This is a genomic window from Streptomyces sp. HNM0575, assembly GCF_012726265.1.
Classification (GTDB): domain Bacteria; phylum Actinomycetota; class Actinomycetes; order Streptomycetales; family Streptomycetaceae; genus Streptomyces.
Genome location: NZ_JAASAG010000001.1, coordinates 594,834 through 615,547 on the forward strand (window position 1 = coordinate 594,834; position 20,714 = coordinate 615,547).

Sequence of the window (20,714 nt, forward strand, 5' to 3'; positions counted from 1 at the left end):
CCTCCGGGTGCGCCGGCCCTGTCGCGCGAGGGGGCTGTCACGCGGGGGTCGGCCACGGGGCAGCTCACGCTGCGTCGAAGCTCCGTGTGCGCTGGGTGTGCGTCCATTACAAGGAACGTGGCACAGGGTCATCGTTCTGTCACTCCCTGCTGCACGGATCGAAGCGGTGATTGGCGCGAAAGTGACATCAAGAGGTGCGCGGACGCACAGGGATGCCCAACTGCCGCTCCCGCGCCGCCCGTCGGGGCCAGGCGACCGTGCGCGGCAGGCGTGAACGAATGCACAGTCCCGCATGGTGATACGGATGTCGCCGTCCGCGCGGTCTCCGTTAGACTCGCGAATCATGCGTTTCGGGCTGCTTCTTCTTAGCTGCCGCGGCGAGGGTCTGTAGTCGTACGGCCGACCCCCTCCCCGCGGAGACCGGTGCTGCCACCACCGTCGGCCCTCGAAGCCCACCACGCGGAGCCCTCCGCGATCAGGAGCCCCAGCACATGACATCCCGTTCAGCCTCTTCGGCTTCCTTCGGCGCACCCACGCCCATCACGGCCGCGACGGTGCGGCAGAAGCCCTCCGGCATGCCGATCCACAAGTACGGCCCGTACGAGGCCGTCGACATCCCCGACCGCACCTGGCCCGGCAACCGCATCACCAAGGCCCCCCGCTGGCTCTCCACGGACCTGCGCGACGGCAACCAGGCGCTGATCGACCCCATGTCGCCCGCCCGCAAGCGCGCGATGTTCGACCTCCTGGTGTCGATGGGCTACAAGGAGATCGAGGTCGGCTTCCCCGCCTCCGGCCAGACCGACTTCGACTTCGTGCGCTCCATCATCGAAGAGGACGCTATCCCCGAGGACGTGACGATCTCCGTCCTCACCCAGTCCCGCGAGGAACTGATCGAGCGCACCGTGGAGTCGCTGAAGGGCGCCCGCAACGCGACCGTCCACCTCTACAACGCCACCGCCCCCGTCTTCCGCGAGGTCGTCTTCCGCGGCACCCGCGAGCAGGTGCGGCAGATCGCCGTCGACGGCACGCGGCTGGTGACGGAGTACGCGGAGAAGCTGCTCGACGACCGCACGTCCTTCGGCTACCAGTACAGCCCGGAGATCTTCACCGACACGGAGCTGGACTTCGCCCTGGAGGTCTGCGAGTCGGTGATGGACGTGTGGCAGCCCGCCGACGGCCGCGAGATCATCCTCAACCTGCCTGCCACAGTGGAGCGTTCGACGCCCTCCACGCACGCCGACCGCTTCGAGTGGATGTCGCGCCACCTCTCCCGGCGCGAGCACGTGTGCCTGTCCGTGCACCCGCACAACGACCGCGGCACCGCCGTCGCCGCCGCCGAACTGGCCATCATGGCGGGCGCCGACCGCATCGAGGGCTGCCTGTTCGGGCAGGGCGAGCGCACCGGCAACGTCGACCTGGTCACCCTCGGCATGAACCTCTTCAGCCAGGGCGTCGACCCGCAGATCGACTTCTCGCAGATCGACGAGATCAAGCGCACCGCCGAGTACTGCAACCAGATGGACGTCCACGCCCGCCACCCCTACGTCGGCGACCTCGTCTACACCTCCTTCTCCGGCTCCCACCAGGACGCCATCAAGAAGGGCTTCGAGGCCATGGAGGTGCATGCCGAGCGGGAGGGCAAGAGCGTCGGTGAGCTGGAGTGGGCGGTGCCGTATCTGCCCATCGACCCCAAGGACGTGGGGCGTTCGTACGAGGCGGTCATCCGCGTCAACTCCCAGTCCGGCAAGGGCGGAATCGCATACGTCCTGAAGGACGGGCACAGCCTGGACCTGCCGCGCCGTATGCAGGTGGAGTTCTCGAAGATCATCCAGGAGCGCACGGACAGCGAGGGCGGCGAGGTCACCCCGGCGGACATCTGGGAGATCTTCCAGCACGAGTACCTGCCCGTACCCGAGGCGCCCTGGGGCCGCATCTCGCTGCGCGAGGGGCAGACCACGACCACCGTCGACGGGCAGGACGCCGTCACCGTCGAGGCCACGGTCGACGGCGAGGAGACCGTGCTCGCGGGCAGCGGCAACGGGCCGCTGGCCGCCTTCTTCGACGCCCTCCAGGCCGTCGACGTCGACGTGCGGCTGCTGGACTACGTCGAGCACACGATGAGCGAGGGCGCGGGCGCGCAGGCCGCCGCGTACATCGAGTGCGCCATCGACGGCAAGGTGCTGTGGGGTGTCGGCATCGACGCCAACATCGTCCGCGCCTCCATCAAGGCGGTCGTCTCGGCGGTCAACCGAGCGGCGCGCTGAGGACGTTCGCCGGATTCCCACCGATAACGGGCCCGCCCGCTTGTTCGCGCTCCGCGTACACGCGGGCGGTGCGCGGCCCGTCGCCGTGAGCCTCCCGGCGCCGCCCTCGTGGCGCCCCTACTGCGCCGAGCTGCGTCAGCGCTGCGTTCCGCGGGTCTCACCCACTTCCGGGTGAGGCCCGCGCACGCGCGCGGGCCCGTAACCGCCGTGCCCGCCGCTGTAATCGTCCGGAACAGGGTGCTGACGCCGCACTTCCGCTGTGGTTAACATCACGCTCACGGCAGCGTGGCCGAATCGTGACGGAGGTACGGCGTGAGCGGGGCGAGACTCTCCCGTGACCAGCGAGGACGGCGTCCAGGGGGACGCCTGGCAGGTGTACGCACCAGCTGGCACACCGTGGACGACGGGGACTTCTTCTGTCCCGGCTGCGGAGGCGACCGCAGCTACCGCCGGCGCACCGGCAGGCGCCGTTTCGTGGTGCTGGGCGTGCCGCTGCTCTCCCGCGGCTCCGTCGCCCCCGTGCTCGAATGCGCCGCCTGCCGCGGCCACTTCGGCACCGAGGCCCTCGACCACCCCACGACCAACCGCCTCTCGGTGCTGCTGCGCGACGCCGTGCACGCCATCGCGCTCACGGTGCTCACCGCGGGCGGCTGCGACAGCCGCGCCGCCCGGGAGGCGGCGGTGCAGACGGTGCGCGACGCGGGTTACACGGCTTGTACGGAGGAGCAGTTGCTGACGCTGCTGTCCGCGCTCGCCGCCGAGCGCGACGCCACCGCCGACAGCGTCACCGCGGAGATCGAGCTCCACGAGGCGCTGGCCCCGCTCGCACCGCACCTGGCCGCCGCCGGCCGCGAGTCCCTGCTGCTGCACGGGGCGCACATCGCGCTGGCGGACGGCCCGTACTGCGCGCCGGAGCGCGAGGCGCTGGCCGCCGTCGGCAGGTCGCTCCACCTCGCGGAGGACGACGTCGACCGGCTGCTGGCGCAGGCGCGTACGCCGCACTGAGGCCTTCGCGCCGGCCGGTCACAGAGATCCCGTCCCGGCAGGGCCCTGCCCGGACATGACTCCAGGTCGTGACGGGCCCTGCGTGACGGCTCGTGTGTGACGGTCCCCGCGTGACGGCTCGTGTGTGACCGCCCGTGCGGTGACGGCTCGTGCGGTGACGGCTGGGGCTTCGGCGGGAAAGGCGCGCGGGCCCGTCGTGCGGTGCCGCTCGTGCCGTGCCGTCACCACACCCGTCACCACAGCTCGCGGGCGCTCTCCAGCTGCGTCAGGTAGCGCGCGTATCCGTCCTCGAAGCATGCGCGGTGCTCGCCGCGCGGCAGGACCGCACGGTCCTCGTCCAGCCAGCCCGCGGTGTCGACCGGCCTGCCCAGCGTCCGGGCCGCCACGGCCGCCGCTCCGCGGGCGCCGACCGCGTGGTCCGAGGGCGGTAGGACGGGCCTGCCCAGGGCGTCGGCGAACACCTGGGTCCATTCGTCGGACCTGCTGCCGCCGCCGCAGATGGCCAGCCGCCCGTCGAGCCCGGCGGCCTCCAGGCAGTGCCGGGCGGCGTACGCGACCGATTCGCACACCGCGCGGACCACGTCGGCGCGTTCCGTGGTGAACGTGACACCGGTCAACTGGCCGCGGGCGCGCGGCGCGACGAACGGGGCGCGTTCGCCGGACTCGGCGAGGAACGGCAGCGCCGAGACCCCGCGCGCACCCGGCGGGCTCTCCCGCAGCAGCCCCGCCACGTCGTCGGTGCTCAGCTTCAGCAGCCGCAGCAGCCAGTCGATGCTGGCCGTGCCGACCATCGCGGGCATGCCCCGGGACCACAGCGCGGGGTCCGCCGTGCACAGCCACATCCCCGCGGGCTCCTGATCGGGCGCGGAGGCACCGATCTTCGGGCTGTCGGTGAGGACCTGGCAGGCGAGCGTGGTGCCGACGGTCAGCAGTCCGTCGCCCGGCTCGGTCAGGCCGCTGCCGAAGAGGCTCGCCGGCAGGTCGAAGGGACCGGCGGTGACGGGCGTGCCCCGGGGGAGGTCCAGCAGCGCCGCTCCCCGCGAGTCGAGGGAGAGGAGCCGCCCGGGCGGTGCCGGGTCGGCCAGCAGCCGCCGCTGGTCCTGAAGTCCGCAGGCGGCGATCGCGTCCTCGTCGTACCGCCCGGCCCGTACGTCCAGGAAGGGCAGCGAGGCGTCGGAGGCGTCGACGGTGATCTCCCCGGTGAGCAGCTGGGCCACGGCGTCGACGCAGTACCCGGCGACCGCCGCCCGCTCCAGCGACTCCGGCTCCTCCTCGCGCAGCGTCGCCAGCAGCGGAGCGGGGCAGCCGGGGAAGACGGCCTGACCGGTCAGCCTGTGCACCTCGGCGGCGGTGCCGTCCTTCCACCAGCGCTCCACGAGGTCGTTCGCGCGGCCGTCGAGCCAGGACACCGGCGGGCGTACGGCGGCGCCCTCGGCGTCGCGCAGCCACAGCCCGTCGCCCTGGCCGGTGAGCGCCACGGCGTCGACCGTGCCCCCGTGTTCGGCCCTGACCCTGCGGACGACGGAGGTGACGGTGCTGAGGACCTCGTCCAGGTCCTGCTCCACGCGCTTGGGGGCCGGGTGGTTCAGCCGGGAGGGCGCGTCGGCCTCGACGACGGAGCGTCCGGCTTCGTCGAATACCGCGGCCTTGGTGACCGTCGTGCCGATGTCGACACCTATGATCATGCGCCGCCTCCGGTGACCTCGGGGTTCGCCAGGTGCGCGGGCGGCAGGCCGCGCAGGTGCCGTGCCGCCTCTCCCGCCACGATGCGCGCGGCCCGTTCTGCCGTCTGCCGGGTGGCGCCCGCGAGATGCGGGGTGGCGACGACGTTCGGCAGGCCGCGCAGCGCCCAGTCTGCCGCGGGCGGCTCGACGTCGTACACATCGAGTGCGACGGCCCGCAGCCGTCCGTCGGCGAGCGCGTCCGGAAGCGGTCCGTGGTCGAGCAGTTCGCCCCTGGCGGTGTTGACGAGGACGGCGCCGCGGGGGAGGAGCGCGAGGCGCCGCGCGTCGATGAGGTGCCGGGTCTCGGGGGTGAGCCGGGCGTGCAGGCTGACCACGGAGCTGGCGCCCAGCAGGTCGTCGAGGTCGACGAGCGTCACGCCGTCCTCCGCCAGGGCCTCGGCGTCGGCGTACGGATCGCTTGCCAGGACGCGGGCGCCGAAGGCCTGGAGCACCCGGGCGACGATGCGGCCGATGGCGCCGTAGCCGACGAGCCCGACGGTGGTGCCCGACAGTTCCAGACCGGCCTTGTCGTAGGCGTAGAGGTCGCCGCGCCAACTGCCCGCGTGCAGCTCCGAGTCGGCGTTCGGGATGTGCCGCATCGCGGCGAGGATCATGCCGACCGCGTACTCGGCGGCTGCGCTCGCGTTCCTGCCCGGGGCGTAGCTGACGGCCACGTCGGCGCGGGTGGCCGCGGCCAGGTCCACGTTGACCGGGCCGCCCCGGCAGACCGCGACCAGCCGCAGGTCCGGTGCGGCGGCGAAGACGTCCTCGGTGAACGGCGCCATCTGCGTCAGGCAGATCTCCACGCCGTCGAGGGCCTTGATCAGCGTCTCCTCGTCCCCGCTGGCTTCGCGTACGCCCCCGACCGGGCCGAACGGTTCGACGGGCCAGGGCAGGGTCAGGCGCCGTACGTCCAGATCTGCGGAGTCTCCGGCCTCGTCCCGCAGGGAGGTCTCCAGCAGCTCGGGGGAGACGAAGTGGTCGCCCGCGGCTAGTACGCGCATGGTCGCTCCTCGGAGCTCGGTGTTGTGCGGCTCGATGTTGCGGCTCTGTGTTTTCGGCTCTGTGTTTTCGGCTCTGGGTTTCGCGGCCCGGTGTTCCGGGGCTGGGTGTTCCGGGGCTCGGTGTGTGCGGCCCGGTGTTCCCGGGGCTGGGTGTTCCGGGGTCCGGGGCCGGGTGTTCCGGTGCTCGTCGGTACGTGACGGCCGGGCGGGTCAGCCCTGCTCGTAGGCGCTGATGCGGGCGACCTTGGCGGCGCTGGGTGAGGCCGGGTCGAAGGTGTGGCCGAGCCATTCGCCGACCACGTGCTTCGCCAGTTCGGGCCCGACGACGCGGGCGCCCATGGCGAGGACCTGGCAGTCGTTGGACTTCACCGAGCGTTCCACGGAGTAGGGGTCGTGGGCCACGGTGGCCCGGATGCCGGGCACCTTGTTCGCGCTGACGCACATGCCTATGCCGGTGCCGCAGACGAGCAGCGCGCGGTCGGCCTCGCCGCGGGCCACGGACTCGGCGGCGGCGATACCCAGCGGCGGGTAGGGCCGGTCGTCGTCCGGCTCGTGCACGCCGTGGTCGTAGACCTCGGTGACCCGCGGGTCGTCCGCGAGTACCCGGCTCAGGATGTTCTTCAGTTCGAGGCCGGCGTCGTCGGCCGCTACGGCGATCCTCATCGTTCCTCCACGTGGTGTGTACCGGCATCGGCCCGCCGGGCGGCCAGGACCGGGGCGGCGGCGCCGAGCATGAGGGCCAGCGATGTGGCCCCGGCGTCCGGATGGCCACGCCCGCGCGGGCCGAGCCGCGCCGCCCTGCCGCGGCGGGCCACGAGATCGGCGGTGGCCTGTGCTCCGCGGTCGGCCTCGCGCGCGGCCACGGCCCATGCTTCGGCGAGGGGCGTGCCGCTGCCGCGCTGCGCGAGAAGGCTGGCCCGGAACGGGTCGAGAGCGTCGAGCAGCGTCTTCTCACCGACCTCCGCGCCGCCGAGTTCGCGTACCGCCTCGAAGGCGGAGTCGACGGAGGCGGCGACGGCGTCCAGGGTGATCTGACCGTCGGGGGACCGCCCGAGTCCGGCGCCGATCTCGGTGAGCAGCAGCCCGTAGAGCGCGCCGGAGGCGCCTCCGGCGGCGTCGGAGAGGGCGGTGCCCGCGCGCAGCAGACGGCGGCCGACGCGCTGTGCGTCACCGCCGGTGCCGGTGCCGGTGCCGCCCGCGTCGGTGTCGCCCGCGTGCGTGGCGCCCGCGTGCGTGGCGCCCGCGTCGTCGCCGCCCGCGTCCGGGCCCGGCCGTACGGGCGTACCGTCCGCCTGAGCCGGAACGGCCGCAGCGGCACCCGCGTTCCCGCCCGTGCCCGTGCCAGCGCCCGCGCCCGCGGCTCCGGCCTGGGCTGCGGCGAGCGCGGCGCGCAGTCCCCGGACCATTCCCTGGCCGTGGTCGCCGTCGCCGCACACCGCGTCGAGCCGCCCGAGCTCCTCCTCGTTCTCCCGTACGACGTCCAGAGCGGCGGCGAGCAGCTGCGCCGCGACACCGCGCGGCGGTTCGTCCGAGCCGTCCGGCGGCACCCCGGGAGAGGGGACGTCGGCGGCGGATCCGTCCACGCCGTCGTCCACGCCGTCGTCCACGCCGCCGTCCGCGTCGCCCTCCGCGCCCGGGTCGCCGGGCCGCCCGGCGACCCGGGTGAAGCCCGGCGTCTCGCATGGTGCGTCGTAGAGCGCGGTGAGTTCGTCGTCGAGGACGGTCACGGACAGCGAGATGCCCGCCATGTCGAGGGACGTGACGAAGTCGCCGACCTCGGGCCGGTACGGAATCCGCCCGGCGGCCACGAGCCGTTCGTGGACGCGCCCGTAGCAGATCAGCAGGTCCTCGGGGGTCGTGCGGCCCAGCCCGTTGAGCAGGACCGCGACGCTGCGTCCCGGCGGCAGCTCGTCGAGCACCCGGTCGACCAGCACGTCGGCGAGGTCGCCCGGCGCGAGCGCCGGCACCGTCTCGGCGCCCGCCTCGCCGTGGATGCCCAGGCCCAGCTCCATGGCGCCGGGTTCGACCGTGAACAGCGGTTCGTCGTGGCCGGGCAGCGTGCAGCCGGCGAAGGCCGCGCCGTAGGTGCGCGTACGGGAGTTGACGTGCCGGGCGACGGCCTCGACCTGCTCCAGGGAGTCCCCGCGGTGCGCGGCGGCCGAGGCGGCCTTGAACACGAAGAAGCCGCCGGCCACGCCCCGCCGTTCCTCGGTCCGGTCGGGCGGACCGCTCGCCACGTCGTCGGTGACGAGCACGGTGCGCGAATCGATGCCCTCGGCGCCCAGCCGGCTGGCCGCCAGCCCGAAGTGCATGACGTCGCCCGCGTAATTGCCGAACGAGAAGAACACACCGGCACCGCCGTCCACGGCGCGCGCGGTCCGGTAGACCTGTTCCGCGCTGGGGCTGGTGAAGACGTCGCCGATGGCGGCGGCGTCGGCGAGCCCGGGGCCGACCAGCCCGGCGAAGGCCGGGTAGTGGCCGCAGCCGCCGCCGATGACCACACCGACCCGGCCGGGCTCGGGCGCGCTGCGGCTCATCACGCCGTACGCGCCGGGCACGGCACGGACCGTACGGCTGCGGGCCGCGACCAGCCCGCGTATCCAGTCGGACTTGAAGGTCGAGGCGTCTCCCAGGGGCCGCATCACACCGTCCTCTCGGCGTCTCGGGCGGGGGCGAGCAGCCGGTCCAGCTGCCGGCCGACGTCGTCGAGGTCCTCCGCGCGGCCTGCCGCCAGGGCGAGGGCGTCGGACGGCGGCGGATAGGTGGGGTTGGGCAGGGCGACCACGGTCATCCCCGCGGCGTGTGCCGCGCGTATGCCGTTGCCGGAGTCCTCCACGGCCGCGCAGTCCGTGCCGGGGAAGCCGAGCCGGCCTGCCGCTTCGGCGTAGACGTCCGGGTGCGGCTTGCCGCGTGCGACCTCCGCGCTGGAGACGGTGGCGGAGAAGCTTCCGGCGAGCCCGTGACCGTTGAGGACCGCGTCGATCAGGCGGCGGGGCGCGGAGGAGGCCAGCGCGATGGGGACCCGTGCGGCGACGGAGACGACGAGCTGTTCCGCGCCGGGCAGCAGGTCGACGCGTCCGCTCTCGAAGTCCGCGACCATCCCGTCCACGACGCTTCGCTCGGTGCCCTCCGGACCGCCCTCGGGCTCGCCGGTCAGCCGCCACAGGTAGGCGGCCCACTCGGGCGCGCTCATGCCCTGTACGGAGCGGGTGTCCTCGGGTGTCCAGGGCGTGCCGTGGGCTTCCGCGTAACGCGTCCAGTTCTCCTCCCACAGGTGCTCGCTCTCGACGAGGACACCGTCCATGTCGAACACCACCGCGTGCAGCCGGCCGTCGTGCATGGGGCACCTCTCCGCTCGTGTGGGCTGGCAGGGGACGAGCGTCTCGCCCCGGACGTGAAATTAACACTCAGGATGTTATTTGACGAGTCCGCGGTGCCGATCCGGTGCCGGGCAGCCCCGGCGGCCCCACCGTCCGCCCGTGGTCGGCACACTGTGCGCATGACTTCTCGACGCCGTGCGGCACGGCCACAGGAGACCCGCCAGCAGACGATCGCCGAGTACGTGGCGGAGCACGGCTCCGCGACGGCGAGCGAACTGGCGGAACTGACCGGCGTCAGCGTGATGACCGTGCACCGCGACGTGGACGACCTGGCCGGGCGCGGCCTGCTGCGCAAGTTCCGTGGCGGGGTCTCCGCGCAGCCCTCGACGGTCTTCGAGAGCGACGTGGAGTACCGGCTCGGCGCCAGGCTGGAGCAGAAGCAGGCGATCGCCCGGTGCGCCACAGGCCTCGTGGAGCCCGGCACGTCCCTCCTGCTGGACGACTCGACCACCGCGCTCCAACTCGCCCGGCTGCTGGAGCAGTTCACACCTCTGACGGTGGTGACCAACTACCGGCGCGCCATCGACGAGCTGTGCGGCGTCACGGACCTGCGGCTGATCGCGCTCGGCGGCGAGTACTCCCGCACGCACGACTCCTTCAACGGGCTGTCCTGCACGGAGGCGATCGCCAGGGTCCACGTCGACGTCGCCTTCGTGAGCACCTCGGCGATGAGCACGGCCATGACGTTCCACCAGGAGCAGGAGATCGTCCAGGTCAAGCGGGCGATGCTGGCCTCGGCCTCGAAGCGGGTGCTGCTGATGGACTCGGGGAAGCTGGCGCGGACCGCGCTGCACCGGCTGGCCCCGCTCTCCGGCTACGACGACCTCGTTGTCGACGACGGGGCGCCCCCGGAGCTGCTGGCGGAGCTGCGGGAGGCGGTGCGGGTGCACGTCGCCGGAACCGATCCTTCTTAACGTATTGCGTGTGAAAAAAACACGCTCTACGGTGCGTCCGGTGAAGGCAGACCGCGGTCCGTTCGCGGTCGCCGCACACACCGAACTGCGCCAGGGCGCCTGAGCTCCCCGGCCAGCTGGTCCACAACGGACCGCATCCGCCACAGGGACCGCACCCGCACAGGGGAGACCCATGAACGAGCCGGAGACATCACAGGCCGCACTCGGCACAGCCCGCGGCGCCCCCGCCTCCCAGCCGCCCCCGGGCCCGGACGCCCCGGCCGCCGGGCCCGGGCCGCAAACACCGGAAGCTGCGGACGAGCCGCTCCGCGGGATCGAACGCATCGGCATCCCCAGGCCGCTCGTCTGGGGATTCGTCGGCGTCTTCATCTACATGATCGGTGACGGGGTCGAGATCAGTTACCTCACCGACTATCTCCAGCAGCCCGACGGCGGCGGACTCGCGGGCGGCCAGGCGTCGTTCGCCACGGTGACCGCGTACGGCATCGCCGTGATGATCGCGTCCTGGTTCTCGGGCACGCTGTCCGCGATCTGGGGCCCGCGCCGCGTCATGTGGCTCGGGGCGGCTTGGTGGGTCGGCTTCGAGATCGTCTTCCTCTTCTTCGCGATCCCCAGCCAGAGCCTCACGTTCATCGCGCTGACCTACGGGATCCGCGGCTTCGCATACCCGCTGTTCGCCTTCGCCTTCCTGGTGTGGGCGCAGACGACGAGCCCGCAGCGGATGCGCGGCTCGGTCGCCGGCTGGTTCTGGTTCGCCTTCACGGGCGGCCTCCCCACCCTGGGCGCGGGCGTCGCCGCGCTGGCCATCGGGCCGCTGGGCATGAGCCTGCGGGACACGCTGGTGCTCTCCCTCGTCATGGTCGCCGTCGGCGGCGCCATCGGCTCCTTCGCCGTACGCGACCCCCAGGGGCTGCAACCGATCGCCGACTCGTCGGTGACCGAGCCCCGCAGCTACCGCAGGCTGCTGGAGGGCGTGGACATACTGTGGCGCGACAAGCGCACACTCGCCGGCGGGCTGGTGCGCATCGTCAACACCGCGCCGCAGTACGGCTTCTTCGCGATGTTCCCCTTCACCTTCGGCACCGCCGGCGACGCCGACGGCTTCCTCAGCATCGCCCAGCTCTCCACCCTCACCGCGATCACCTACGGCGCGAACATCGCCGCGAACCTCTTCTTCGGCGTCTTCGGCGACTACTTCGGCTGGCGGCGCACCGTCACCTTCTTCGGCTGCCTCGGCTGCGCGATAGCCACACCGCTGTGGTACTTCGTCTCGCTGGCCAGCGGGAGCTTCCCCGTCGCCGTCGTCCTCGGCTGCGTCTACGGCGTGCTGCTCGCCGGCTTCGTACCGCTGTCCGCCCTGATGCCGTCGATGGTGCAGCACAAGGACAAGGGAGCGTCGCTGGCCGTGCTCAACTTCGGTGCGGGCGGGGCCGCGTTCGTCGGGCCGTTCCTGGTCACGGTCTGCTACCCGTTCATCGGGGGCGGCGGCGTGGCGATCGTCTTCGGTGTGCTCTACCTCGCGGTCGCCGTGCTCTCCACCCTGCTGAAGGACCCCAGCGACCCGGGCGAGCAGCGCCGCGCGGCGGCCGACTCCGCGGCCGTGGCCGGAAGTTCGGCGTGACGGTGCGGCGGTTCGGCAGACCCGATCCGCGTGATCCGCGTGATCCGTGCGATCCGTGTGATCGCCCGGCGGGTCCGCCGCGGACCACTCCCGGAGGCGGCCAGTGACGAGTCCGGACGTCTGGGTCGGCATCGATCTGGGCACCACGGGCGCCCGCGCCCTCGCGGCCGACCGCGAGGGCCGGGTGCTCGGCCGCGGCGTGGTCCCGCTGACCAGCCACCGGGACGGCGTCCGGCACACCCAGTCGCCGCACGAGTGGTGGACAGCCGCGGCGACCGCCTGCCGCCGGGCGCTCCGCGACGTCCCACCCGGCCGCGTCGGCGGTGTCGCCGTCGACGCCACCTCCGGGACGGTCCTGCTGACCGGCTCCGACGGGGAGGCGCTCACCCCGGCCCTGATGTACGACGACGGCCGCGCCGAGCAGGAGGCGGCCGAGGTGAACTCCTGCGGCGGCGAGGTCTGGGAGCGGCTCGGATACGGGAACATGCAGCGCTCCTGGGGCCTGCCGAAGCTGTGCCGGCTGCTGCGCGGCCTGCGGGAAGGGGAACGCCTGCGCGAAGGGGACGCGGCCCGCGCTTCCGGCGCTTCCGGCGCACGCCTGACGCACCAGAACGACTACGTGAACCGGCGCCTGACCGGCCACGCGACCGCCACCGACAGCAGCCACGCGCTGAAGTCGGGCTACGACCTGACCGAGGACGACTGGCCCCGGCACGTGCTGGAGGCCCTCGCGATCCCGCACGAGGTGCTGCCGCCCGTGGTGGCGCCCGGCACCACCCTCGGCCGGGTCTGCGAGGCCGCGTCGGAACAGACCGGACTGCCGCCGGGTACGAGGGTGACGGCGGGCATGACCGACGGCTGTGCGGCCCAACTGGCCGTCGGCGCAACGGAGATCGGGGACGTCAATTCGGTGCTCGGCACCACCCTCGTGGTCAAGGGCGTCAGCCCCCGGCTGCCCCGTGACCCCGCCGGTGCCGTCTACGCACACCGCTCGCCCACGGGCCTCTGGCTTCCGGGGGGCGCTTCCAGCGCGGGCGGACGGGCCCTGGAGGCGGCCTTCCCGTCCGAACGGTTCGCCGCTCTCGACGCGGCCGCGGAACGGCACGGGCCCGCCGGCACCGTCGCGTATCCGCTGCCCGGCACCGGCGAGCGCTTCCCCTTCGCCGCACCCGAGGCTCACGGACTGCTGCTGGAAGGCCCCGGCGGCCACGGCGACGAGACGGAGCACTACCGCGCCCTGCTGGAAGGCGTCGCCTTCGTGGAACGCCTGGCGCTGGACCGCCTCGACCTGCTCGGGGTGCCCACCGACGGCGTCCTCACCCTGGGCGGAGGCGGCAGCGGCAGCCGCGTATGGAACGCCTTGCGCGCGGACGTACTGGGACGGCCCGCGCGCGTCACGGAACAGCACGGCTCGGCGTTCGGCATGGCGCTCCTCGCGGCGTCCACGGGCTGGGAGGAGGGTGCCGGGGACGGAGGGGCCCGAGGTGCCGGTGGCGGCGGTTCCGGTGGCGGAGATGGCGGGGACGGCGGTTCCGGTGGGGGCGGGCGCGCCGCCGCGGACATCGGTGCCGCGAGCCGTGCGATGGTGCGCGTACGGGAGACCTTCGAACCCCGCACACAGCACCGTGAGCCCCTGCTGCGCAACTACCGGCGGCTCGTACGGGAGCTGGAACGCCGCGGCTGGCTCCCCTCCGAACTGGCGGAGCACGCAGTGGCGAGGAGCCTGACGTGACGGAACTGGTGCTGGTACGGCACGGCGAGACCGTGTGGCACGCGGAGAACCGCTACGCGGGCAGCAGCGACGTGGAGTTGACCGAGCGCGGTGCCGCGCAGGGCCTGGAGCTCGCCGAATGGGCGTCCCGGCAGGGCGAGTTGGCGGCGGTGCTGTCCTCACCGCTGCGCCGGTGCCGGGAGACGGCGGCGCCCGCCGCCGAGGCGGCGGGTCTCCCGCTGCGCTGCGAACCGCGCCTGCGGGAAGTGCACTTCGGGGACGGCGAGGGCATGACCACGGAGGAGATGCGGAAGGCCTTCGGCGACCGGCTCGCGGCGTTCCACCGCGACCCCGCCGGCTCGCCGCTGCCCGGCGGCGAGTCCCCGGCCGCGGCGGCCGAACGTGGCCTGGCCGCCCTCCACGACGCCGCTGCCGCCCACCCGGACGGCACGGTGCTGATCGTCTCGCACAACACCCTGATCCGGCTGATGCTCTGCACGGTCCTCGGCATCCCGCGGTCCGAGTACCGCCGTACTTTCCCGGAACTCGGCAACACCGCACCCACCACCCTGCGACTGCGCGAGGGCCGGTGGTCCCTGATCCGCTTCAACGCGCCGCTGTGCTGACGGCGTACGCCGAGGACGTGTGCCGGGGACGTGCGCCGAGGGCGTGCACTGCACCGAGGGTGTGCACCGGGGGACGCGCAGCGAGGCTGCGGTGCCAACTCCCGGTCTTGCCAGAGGCTTCGGCGTGCGTCGTAGGGTGAACGGGTCAGCACGCGGCGCGATTGTCGGGGAGATCTGTGGATCCGGAGATCACGGCACTGGCAAGTACCGCAGGGACCACCGTCGTCACCCTGATGGCCACGGACGCGTGGGAACGCACCCGCGACGCCGTGACCTCTCTCTGGCGGCGCGTGCATCCCGGACGCAGCGACATGGTCGCCGGCGAACTCGAAGCCACCCGCGAGGAGTTGCTGGCGACGGAGCCGGACGGAGACGGTCCGGAGATCCGGCAGGACCTGGAGGCGGAGTGGAGAGGCCGCATCCGCCGCCTGCTGGCGGCCCGGCCAGACGCGGCCGAGGAACTGCGGGCGCTCCTCCGGGAGATCGCCCCGGGTGACGCCGCCGGCCCCGTGATTACCCAACATGCCACCGCCTCGGGCAACGCCAGGGTCTATCAGGCCGGACGCGACCAGCGAATCGAAGAGCGGGGCGGTGCGGGATGAGCGGTGCCATGGACGGCCGCGCGGACAGCCAGGGCCGCGTCTACCAGTCCTCCGGCGACCAGCACATCACCGAGCACCATCACCACCGCGAACCCGTCGCGTTCATCGAGGAGTTCGGAGGGGGCGGCCACGAGGCCGCTGCCGGCTCCCAGGACGGGAGCGACTGACGCGTCACGAACCCGATGAAGGCCGGCCAGGAAGCCGCACCGAAGACCAGGGCCCACCTGCCGGGCAGGCACTCCGCGTTACCGTCCGTCCACCAGGACGCGGGCGCTTCTCCAGGTCACGGCCGGAAGTGCCGAACGGTTGTGACGCTACGCCAACGGGCAGCACTGTGTGAGGTGTTCGTCACACAGTGCACAGGAAGGTGCGGTCCATGTACGGCATGCAAGGCCACGACCTCGGCCGGGACCCCGGCCCCGCTCCCGCCCCCGGCCCCGGAGCGGACGACGTGGAGGAATGCGTCAGCGAGCTCCGTGACGCGCTCGCGGCCCACGGCATCACGCTGCCCTCCGTCGGCATCGAGCTGCCCGCCTTCGCCGCCCGCCCGCGACTGCCCCTCGTGGCGCTGGGCAACTGCAACGTCGACACCGCGCGCAGGCTCGCCGCCGTACTCCGTACGGCATGGCGCGGAGAGGCGCAGCCGTGACGGCCCGCGCCCGTCGGATCGACCGCGTCCCCGCCGAGCCCGTCTCGCGCGCACAGGACGGTGCCGTCAGCGTCCCGCTGCGGCTGCTGCACGACGGCGTCCACCACTCCGACCTGGACCTGCGCCTCCCACCCGCGGAGGCGGAGACCCTGCACGCCCAGCTGTCCCGCGTCCTCGTCGGCGACACCGCACCGAGACCCGCCGGTACCTGCTGAGAAGGCGGGCCGAAGGGCCTTTACGGCCCGAAAACGCCTCCTGAGCACGGTATTTGATGGACTACCATCTCCTCGAACACCTGGATGACCACGGGGGGTCATCAGGCGATCGACGGGGGAGGCGAGAGCCATGTCCGGTGGTGCGTCGGGCGGTTACGAGGTCCAGCAGGGCGGCATGTCCGGGGAGGCCGGGAAGCTCGACCGCGCGGGCGACGACGTCGGTGGCATACGGAAATCCGTCGACGACCAGATGTGTTATCCGGCAGATGTGCTGGGCGGCTCCGATTCCGGCCCCGCCTACGACGAGTTCGCCGCCGCGTGGCAGGCCGAGGCGAAGACGCTGGAGGCGGCGCTCCACGAGCTCGCGGACAAGGTCCGTGTCTCCAAGCGCGGTTACCAGGGCGCCGACGACGACGCCGTGCGAGGTCTGCATTCCGCGAGCGCAGGCGGGGGAGAGGCGGTCGGCACCCGCCCGGCCGCCGGCACGCCTCCGCCGAGCCTCGCCGACTTCGACTGACTCGGGAGCGGCCGCCGTACCGCTGTACTGCCGTACTGTCCCGCGCCGTACCGCAGCCCATTCCGACTTCCTAACCGACGACGACGGGGCCCAAGTCATGTCCGACGCAGGCGAATCCACGACCGACCGCAGGGAAAAGAGCGCCGAGCACATAGGCTCGCTCGCCCGTGCGGACAGCAAGAACGAAGTCATCGAGGCCATCGACAAGCTCCTCGGCGTCTCCCCGCCCGTCGGCTCGCCGAGCACCATCGACGCTGTCGCCAAGCGTTACAAGGACCAGGCGGACGACGCCGCGGACGTCCAGGACCGCGTCGAGAAGGTCGCCAAGTCCGGCCTGCCGTCCGTATGGGTGGGCAGCACGGGTGCGAAGGCCTCCGAGGTGGTGTCGGCGGCCGGACGCTCGGCCGAACAGATGGCGGAGGCATTCCGCAAGGCGTCCAGGGCTCTCAACGACCTGTCAGACGCGCTCACTTCGGCCCGCTCGACGGACGACTACGGCAGGGAACAGCTCCGCAAGGCCCGCGGCATGCTCGGCGAGGAGGACGGGTTCTTCGACGACATGGTCGAGAAGGATGCCGAGGAGGCCGAACGGAAGCGGGCTCAGGACACGGCCGGCGCCGGAGCCAACTGCCTGCACAGCGCCGCGAAGCAGGCGGACGACGCCGCGAGGACGGCGGCGCGTGAGCTGAACAAGTACGCGTCGGAGGCCCGCGCGGGACAGATGAAGACCGACGAGATATCCGCCGCCGACCGTCTCGTGCTGGCCGACATCGCAGTCCCCGGCGGCCCGCAGGAGCAGAACGAACTGCTCAGCGCCAACGACCTGGAACGCTCCGGCCGTTACATGGAGAAGATGAGCGACGCCGATCAGGCGAAGTGCGAACGGATGCTCGCCGATGCCAAGACCCCGCAGGAACGTGCCTACTTGGTGAAGGCCCTCGCCTCCGGCAACAGCCTCGGTGAGATCGGTGAGTTCCGCGACAAGATCCACGGCAAGGATCCGGCCTGGCTCCAGCAGCACCTCTCGCCGGTGACCACGGCCGCCGACAGCAAGAAGGACGAAGGGCTCAACCCGGACGGCTCGAACAGGAACACCGACTATCAGTGGTTCGGCGACGAGAAGTGGTCTCAGGACGGGAACACCTGCGTGCCGTCCTCGACCGTGACCGCACGGGCCATGGTCGATCCGGTCTACGCCCTGGAGTTGACCGGTGGGCCGTCCGGCCAGGAGAACGATCCCGACGCGTTCCGTGAGCGGCTCGGCAATGAGCAGATGCGGCTGCACGAGGAGGGCGACGGCGACTACGAGCACTGGTGGTCCGATACCCCGTCCGGCATGGACAGCGACGGCCAGAACGAGATCGCCAACAAGGAGATCAGCCCGCACACCGGCAGCGGATACGACCACCAGGAGGTCCGCAGCGCTGACGCCCGCCGTGACGTGCTGCCGGACGTCGAGAAGGCCGTCGCTGACGGCAAACCGGTCCCGTTCGAGGTCGAGGGGTACGACAAGGACGGCCGCCACGGGCACCAGATGATGATCATCGGTCAGGAGGGCGACAAGCTCCAGATCTACAACCCGTGGGGGCAGACGACCTGGGTCAGCGAGGACGACTTCGTCAACGGCCACATGGACAAGGCCTCCGACTCCCGAATGCCCGACGCGTACTCCGTCCACGTGCCGGCCGACTGAGAAGTGAGTTCCATGCGCAGCAACTTGACCCGGCTCGCCTCGCCCCTCCTGCTGATGACCGTGCTGACGGGCTGCGGGTTCACCGGCCCCGATACGTATGAGCTCGATCAGAAGAGCGTGGAAGTGGAGAAGGGCGAGGAGTTTGCGCTGTCGGTACCCGTCGACACCGCGATGGGAGAGTGGTGGTACGTCACGTCACCGAAGCCGGATGCCGCGGTCGTCGACGGGCTCGGAAAGGATGAGAAGACGGACGACAGCGATGAAGACGACAAGGTCGGCGGCAGCAGTGGCACGGATCTCTTCAAGTTCAAGGCCGTCGGTCCGGGCACCACGAAGATCCGTCTCATCGAGTGCCCGCGCGGCGCATGCGCGGGTGGAGGCAGCGCAGGCGGGCCTGTCACCCCCTCGCCCGTTCCCAGCGGAAGCCCGTCACCCGACAAGAAGTACCGGGCGACGATCCACACCTACACCGTGACGGTGAAGCAGCCATGAGTGCGCAGAAGCCGCAGACTCCGCCGCCGGGCCGTACCGACGACGAACTCGCGCGGTCCGACCTACCGGCGATGCTGCGCTACGGCCTCTCCTTCCCCGGGCCGCACCGCACCGCGCTGTTCGGCGACGGCGCGGTGGGCGCCGCCGTCCTTCTCGACAGGGCCGGTGTACAGCCGCGGGCGGTCGCGTTTCTCGCCAAGGTCGTCCGCAGCGGCGGTGTCCGTTACGCGGCCGCGCTGCCCGAGCCCGTGCCGGGTGAGGAGGCGGCGGACATGGTGCGCTCGTGGCTGGAGTCCGCGGCGGACGTGGCGAGCGGTCTCGTCGGCGACGAGACCGCCGCGCGCTGGCTGGAGGCCGTCGCCGAGGTGCTCGCCCTGCGGCGATCGGTCCGCTCCGCGTCGTAGCCGGGCGGCGGCGACCGGACCCCGCAGGCGTCCGCGTGCGTACGGGATACTGGCGGCATGAGTCTGTTCCGCGACGACGGCATCGTGCTGCGTACCCAGAAGCTGGGCGAGGCGGACCGGATCATCACGCTGCTCACGCGTGGGCACGGGCGGGTGCGGGCGGTCGCGCGCGGGGTCCGGCGTACGAAGTCGAAGTTCGGGGCGCGGCTGGAGCCCTTCAGCCACGTCGACGTGCAGTTCTTCGCCCGCGGCAGTGAACTGATCGGCCGCGGGCTGCCGTTGTGCACTCAGACGGAGACCATCGCACCGTACGGGCAGGGCATCGTCGCCGACTACGCGCGCTACACCGCGGGCACCGCGATGCTGGAGACTGCCGAGCGCTTCACCGATCACGAGGGCGAGCCCAACGTTCAGCAGTATCTGCTGCTGGTGGGCGGACTGCGCACGCTCTCCGCGGGGGACCATGCGCCGGGGCTGGTGCTGGACGCCTTCCTGCTGCGTTCGCTGGCGATGGGCGGCTACGCGCCCAGCTTCGACGACTGCGCCAAGTGCGGTCTGCACGGGCCCAATCGGTTCTTCTCCGTGGCCTCCGGCGGGGTGGTGTGCGGCGACTGCCGGGTGCCCGGCAGCGTCGTACCGTCGCCGGAGACGCTGCGGCTGCTCGGGGCGCTGCTCACCGGGGACTGGGCGACGGCCGACGCGAGCGAGGCCAGGCACGCCAGGGAGGGCACGGGGCTCGTCTCCGCGTATCTGCACTGGCACATGGAGCGTGGGCTGCGCTCGCTGCGTTACGTGGACCGCACCACGGGGCCCGCCGCGGAGCGGAGGCCCGGCCCGGACCACCCCGGCCCGGACCACCCCGGCCCGGACTCGGACCACTCACAGCCGCCGGACCCGGACGCGGATCCGGGTCCCGAGTCGCAGCCGCCCGCCGAGCCGTGGGCCCGGCGGCCCTGACCGGCGGCGACGTACGGCGGCCCCGGGCCGTCGGCTACGCTCGCCCGTGTCCCCGCGCATCCCGCACCCGACCCGTCCCACCCTGGAGCTGAACGACCCATGGCACGCCGCGCAATGCTTCAGAGGCAGCGTCGCGAGTACGTCACCCCCGAGCCGCATCCGTCCGGGGAGCGCCCGCCCGAGATCCCGCGCGAGCTGGTCCCCAACCATGTGGCCTGCGTCATGGACGGCAACGGCCGGTGGGCGAAGCAGCGCGGACTGCCGCGTACGGAGGGCCACAAGGTCGGTGAGGGCGTCGTGCTCGACGTGCTCAAGGGCTGCCTCGAGATCGGCGTGAAGAACCTCTCCCTGTACGCCTTCTCCACGGAGAACTGGAAGCGCTCGCCCGAAGAGGTCCGCTTCCTGATGAACTTCAACCGGGACGTCATCCGCCGCCGCCGCGACGAGATGGACGAACTGGGCATCCGCATCCGCTGGGTGGGCCGCATGCCCAAGCTGTGGAAGTCCGTCGTGAAGGAGTTGCAGGTCGCCCAGGAGCAGACCGTCGGCAACGACGCGATGACGCTCTACTTCTGCGTCAACTACGGCGGCCGTGCGGAGATCGCCGACGCCGCGCAGGCCCTCGCCGAGGACGTACGGGCCGGGAAGCTCGACCCGTCGAAGGTGAACGAGAAGACCCTCGCCAAGTACATGTACTACCCGGACATGCCCGACGTGGACCTCTTCCTGCGGCCGTCCGGAGAGCAGCGCACGTCCAACTACCTGATCTGGCAGAGCGCTTACGCCGAGATGGTCTACCAGGACGTGCTGTGGCCGGACTTCGACCGCCGCGACCTGTGGCGTGCCTGCCTGGAGTACGCCAAGCGCGACCGCCGCTTCGGGGGCGCGAAGGGCGAGGCGAAGACGGCGTAGCGCCCGCGAGAGGGTGCCGCG

General features: G+C 72.2%; 21 protein-coding genes. 16 read left to right on the forward strand and 5 right to left on the reverse strand.

Annotation, left to right across the window (positions count from 1 at the left end):
• Positions 1-491: 491 nt before the first annotated feature.
• Positions 492-2,267, forward strand: coding sequence for a 2-isopropylmalate synthase (gene leuA, locus HCC61_RS02410; RefSeq protein ID WP_169133513.1), 1,776 nt, complete (start codon positions 492-494; stop codon positions 2,265-2,267).
• A gap of 312 nt (positions 2,268-2,579) precedes the next feature.
• Entirely contained in the window at positions 2,580-3,272 is a 693-nt protein-coding gene (locus HCC61_RS02415) for a TerB family tellurite resistance protein (protein WP_169133514.1), read from the forward strand.
• Between the two features lie 233 nt (positions 3,273-3,505).
• On the opposite strand, the gene HCC61_RS02420 is transcribed toward HCC61_RS02415, so the two are convergent.
• The 5 genes from HCC61_RS02420 to HCC61_RS02440 form a co-directional block, all read right to left on the reverse strand.
• Positions 3,506-4,957: an FGGY-family carbohydrate kinase gene (locus HCC61_RS02420; RefSeq protein ID WP_169133515.1), complete on the reverse strand. Its 1,452-nt coding sequence runs from the start codon at positions 4,955-4,957 to the stop codon at positions 3,506-3,508.
• The gene (locus HCC61_RS02425; protein WP_169133516.1) at positions 4,954-6,000 is read right to left on the reverse strand and encodes a 2-hydroxyacid dehydrogenase; all 1,047 of its coding nucleotides are present in this window, start codon (positions 5,998-6,000) and stop codon (positions 4,954-4,956) included. The genes HCC61_RS02420 and HCC61_RS02425 overlap by 4 nt, the downstream gene beginning before the upstream one ends.
• Positions 6,001-6,210: 210 nt before the next feature.
• Positions 6,211-6,663: a ribose-5-phosphate isomerase gene (locus HCC61_RS02430; protein WP_169133517.1), complete on the reverse strand. Its 453-nt coding sequence runs from the start codon at positions 6,661-6,663 to the stop codon at positions 6,211-6,213.
• Entirely contained in the window at positions 6,660-8,642 is a 1,983-nt protein-coding gene (locus tag HCC61_RS02435; protein WP_169133518.1) for a dihydroxyacetone kinase family protein, read from the reverse strand. Before HCC61_RS02435 ends, HCC61_RS02430 begins: the two co-directional genes overlap by 4 nt.
• Positions 8,642-9,340, reverse strand: coding sequence for an HAD family phosphatase (locus tag HCC61_RS02440; RefSeq protein ID WP_169133519.1), 699 nt, complete (start codon positions 9,338-9,340; stop codon positions 8,642-8,644). Before HCC61_RS02440 ends, HCC61_RS02435 begins: the two co-directional genes overlap by 1 nt.
• A gap of 159 nt (positions 9,341-9,499) precedes the next feature.
• Here HCC61_RS02440 and HCC61_RS02445 point away from each other — a divergent pair, with 159 nt between their 5' ends.
• From HCC61_RS02445 to HCC61_RS02510, 14 genes are all read left to right on the forward strand, one after another.
• Positions 9,500-10,294 (forward strand): DeoR/GlpR family DNA-binding transcription regulator, encoded by a 795-nt coding sequence (locus HCC61_RS02445; protein ID WP_169133520.1) that lies wholly within the window; start codon positions 9,500-9,502, stop codon positions 10,292-10,294.
• Between the two features lie 172 nt (positions 10,295-10,466).
• Positions 10,467-11,915 (forward strand): MFS transporter, encoded by a 1,449-nt coding sequence (locus tag HCC61_RS02450; RefSeq protein ID WP_169133521.1) that lies wholly within the window; start codon positions 10,467-10,469, stop codon positions 11,913-11,915.
• A gap of 103 nt (positions 11,916-12,018) precedes the next feature.
• The gene (locus tag HCC61_RS02455; RefSeq protein ID WP_169133522.1) at positions 12,019-13,647 is read left to right on the forward strand and encodes an FGGY family carbohydrate kinase; all 1,629 of its coding nucleotides are present in this window, start codon (positions 12,019-12,021) and stop codon (positions 13,645-13,647) included.
• Positions 13,644-14,252 (forward strand): histidine phosphatase family protein, encoded by a 609-nt coding sequence (locus tag HCC61_RS02460; RefSeq protein ID WP_169133523.1) that lies wholly within the window; start codon positions 13,644-13,646, stop codon positions 14,250-14,252. The genes HCC61_RS02455 and HCC61_RS02460 overlap by 4 nt, the downstream gene beginning before the upstream one ends.
• 176 nt (positions 14,253-14,428) lie before the next feature.
• Positions 14,429-14,854, forward strand: a complete 426-nt coding sequence (locus HCC61_RS02465; protein WP_169133524.1) for a hypothetical protein — start codon at positions 14,429-14,431, stop codon at positions 14,852-14,854.
• Positions 14,855-14,862: 8 nt separating this feature from the next.
• The gene (locus HCC61_RS02470) at positions 14,863-15,021 is read left to right on the forward strand and encodes a hypothetical protein (protein WP_169133525.1); all 159 of its coding nucleotides are present in this window, start codon (positions 14,863-14,865) and stop codon (positions 15,019-15,021) included.
• Between the two features lie 218 nt (positions 15,022-15,239).
• Positions 15,240-15,503: a hypothetical protein gene (locus HCC61_RS02475; RefSeq protein WP_206322049.1), complete on the forward strand. Its 264-nt coding sequence runs from the start codon at positions 15,240-15,242 to the stop codon at positions 15,501-15,503.
• Positions 15,500-15,718 carry a hypothetical protein gene (locus HCC61_RS02480; RefSeq protein WP_169133526.1) on the forward strand — a complete coding sequence of 73 codons (219 nt, stop codon included), beginning with the start codon at positions 15,500-15,502 and terminating at the stop codon, positions 15,716-15,718. Before HCC61_RS02475 ends, HCC61_RS02480 begins: the two co-directional genes overlap by 4 nt.
• 130 nt (positions 15,719-15,848) lie before the next feature.
• Positions 15,849-16,235: a WXG100 family type VII secretion target gene (locus HCC61_RS02485; protein ID WP_169133527.1), complete on the forward strand. Its 387-nt coding sequence runs from the start codon at positions 15,849-15,851 to the stop codon at positions 16,233-16,235.
• A 97-nt stretch (positions 16,236-16,332) separates the two neighbouring features.
• The gene (locus HCC61_RS02490; RefSeq protein WP_169133528.1) at positions 16,333-17,928 is read left to right on the forward strand and encodes a WXG100 family type VII secretion target; all 1,596 of its coding nucleotides are present in this window, start codon (positions 16,333-16,335) and stop codon (positions 17,926-17,928) included.
• 54 nt (positions 17,929-17,982) lie between these two features.
• Positions 17,983-18,420: a protease inhibitor I42 family protein gene (locus HCC61_RS02495; RefSeq protein WP_169133529.1), complete on the forward strand. Its 438-nt coding sequence runs from the start codon at positions 17,983-17,985 to the stop codon at positions 18,418-18,420.
• Complete coding sequence (locus HCC61_RS02500) at positions 18,417-18,824, forward strand: hypothetical protein (RefSeq protein ID WP_169133530.1); 408 nt, start codon at positions 18,417-18,419, stop codon at positions 18,822-18,824. The genes HCC61_RS02495 and HCC61_RS02500 overlap by 4 nt, the downstream gene beginning before the upstream one ends.
• 57 nt (positions 18,825-18,881) lie before the next feature.
• A complete protein-coding gene (recO, locus tag HCC61_RS02505) occupies positions 18,882-19,781 on the forward strand; it encodes a DNA repair protein RecO (protein ID WP_169133531.1) in 900 nt (299 codons plus the stop codon).
• A 99-nt stretch (positions 19,782-19,880) separates the two neighbouring features.
• Positions 19,881-20,693, forward strand: a complete 813-nt coding sequence (locus HCC61_RS02510; protein ID WP_169133532.1) for an isoprenyl transferase — start codon at positions 19,881-19,883, stop codon at positions 20,691-20,693.
• Positions 20,694-20,714: the final 21 nt, after the last annotated feature.

What these genes read in the sequence shown, in the direction of transcription:
- leuA (WP_169133513.1), top strand. Translation starts at nt 492, where the DNA reads ATGACATCCCGTTCAGCCTCTTCGGCTTCCTTCGGCGCACCCACGCCC.
- HCC61_RS02420 (WP_169133515.1), bottom strand. Translation starts at nt 4,957, where the DNA reads ATGATCATAGGTGTCGACATCGGCACGACGGTCACCAAGGCCGCGGTA.
- HCC61_RS02425 (WP_169133516.1), bottom strand. Translation starts at nt 6,000, where the DNA reads ATGCGCGTACTAGCCGCGGGCGACCACTTCGTCTCCCCCGAGCTGCTG.
- HCC61_RS02430 (WP_169133517.1), bottom strand. Translation starts at nt 6,663, where the DNA reads ATGAGGATCGCCGTAGCGGCCGACGACGCCGGCCTCGAACTGAAGAAC.
- HCC61_RS02435 (WP_169133518.1), bottom strand. Translation starts at nt 8,642, where the DNA reads ATGCGGCCCCTGGGAGACGCCTCGACCTTCAAGTCCGACTGGATACGC.
- HCC61_RS02440 (WP_169133519.1), bottom strand. Translation starts at nt 9,340, where the DNA reads ATGCACGACGGCCGGCTGCACGCGGTGGTGTTCGACATGGACGGTGTC.
- HCC61_RS02445 (WP_169133520.1), top strand. Translation starts at nt 9,500, where the DNA reads ATGACTTCTCGACGCCGTGCGGCACGGCCACAGGAGACCCGCCAGCAG.
- HCC61_RS02450 (WP_169133521.1), top strand. Translation starts at nt 10,467, where the DNA reads ATGAACGAGCCGGAGACATCACAGGCCGCACTCGGCACAGCCCGCGGC.
- HCC61_RS02470 (WP_169133525.1), top strand. Translation starts at nt 14,863, where the DNA reads ATGGACGGCCGCGCGGACAGCCAGGGCCGCGTCTACCAGTCCTCCGGC.
- HCC61_RS02475 (WP_206322049.1), top strand. Translation starts at nt 15,240, where the DNA reads ATGCAAGGCCACGACCTCGGCCGGGACCCCGGCCCCGCTCCCGCCCCC.
- HCC61_RS02485 (WP_169133527.1), top strand. Translation starts at nt 15,849, where the DNA reads ATGTCCGGTGGTGCGTCGGGCGGTTACGAGGTCCAGCAGGGCGGCATG.
- HCC61_RS02490 (WP_169133528.1), top strand. Translation starts at nt 16,333, where the DNA reads ATGTCCGACGCAGGCGAATCCACGACCGACCGCAGGGAAAAGAGCGCC.
- HCC61_RS02495 (WP_169133529.1), top strand. Translation starts at nt 17,983, where the DNA reads ATGACCGTGCTGACGGGCTGCGGGTTCACCGGCCCCGATACGTATGAG.
- HCC61_RS02500 (WP_169133530.1), top strand. Translation starts at nt 18,417, where the DNA reads ATGAGTGCGCAGAAGCCGCAGACTCCGCCGCCGGGCCGTACCGACGAC.
- recO (WP_169133531.1), top strand. Translation starts at nt 18,882, where the DNA reads ATGAGTCTGTTCCGCGACGACGGCATCGTGCTGCGTACCCAGAAGCTG.
- HCC61_RS02510 (WP_169133532.1), top strand. Translation starts at nt 19,881, where the DNA reads ATGGCACGCCGCGCAATGCTTCAGAGGCAGCGTCGCGAGTACGTCACC.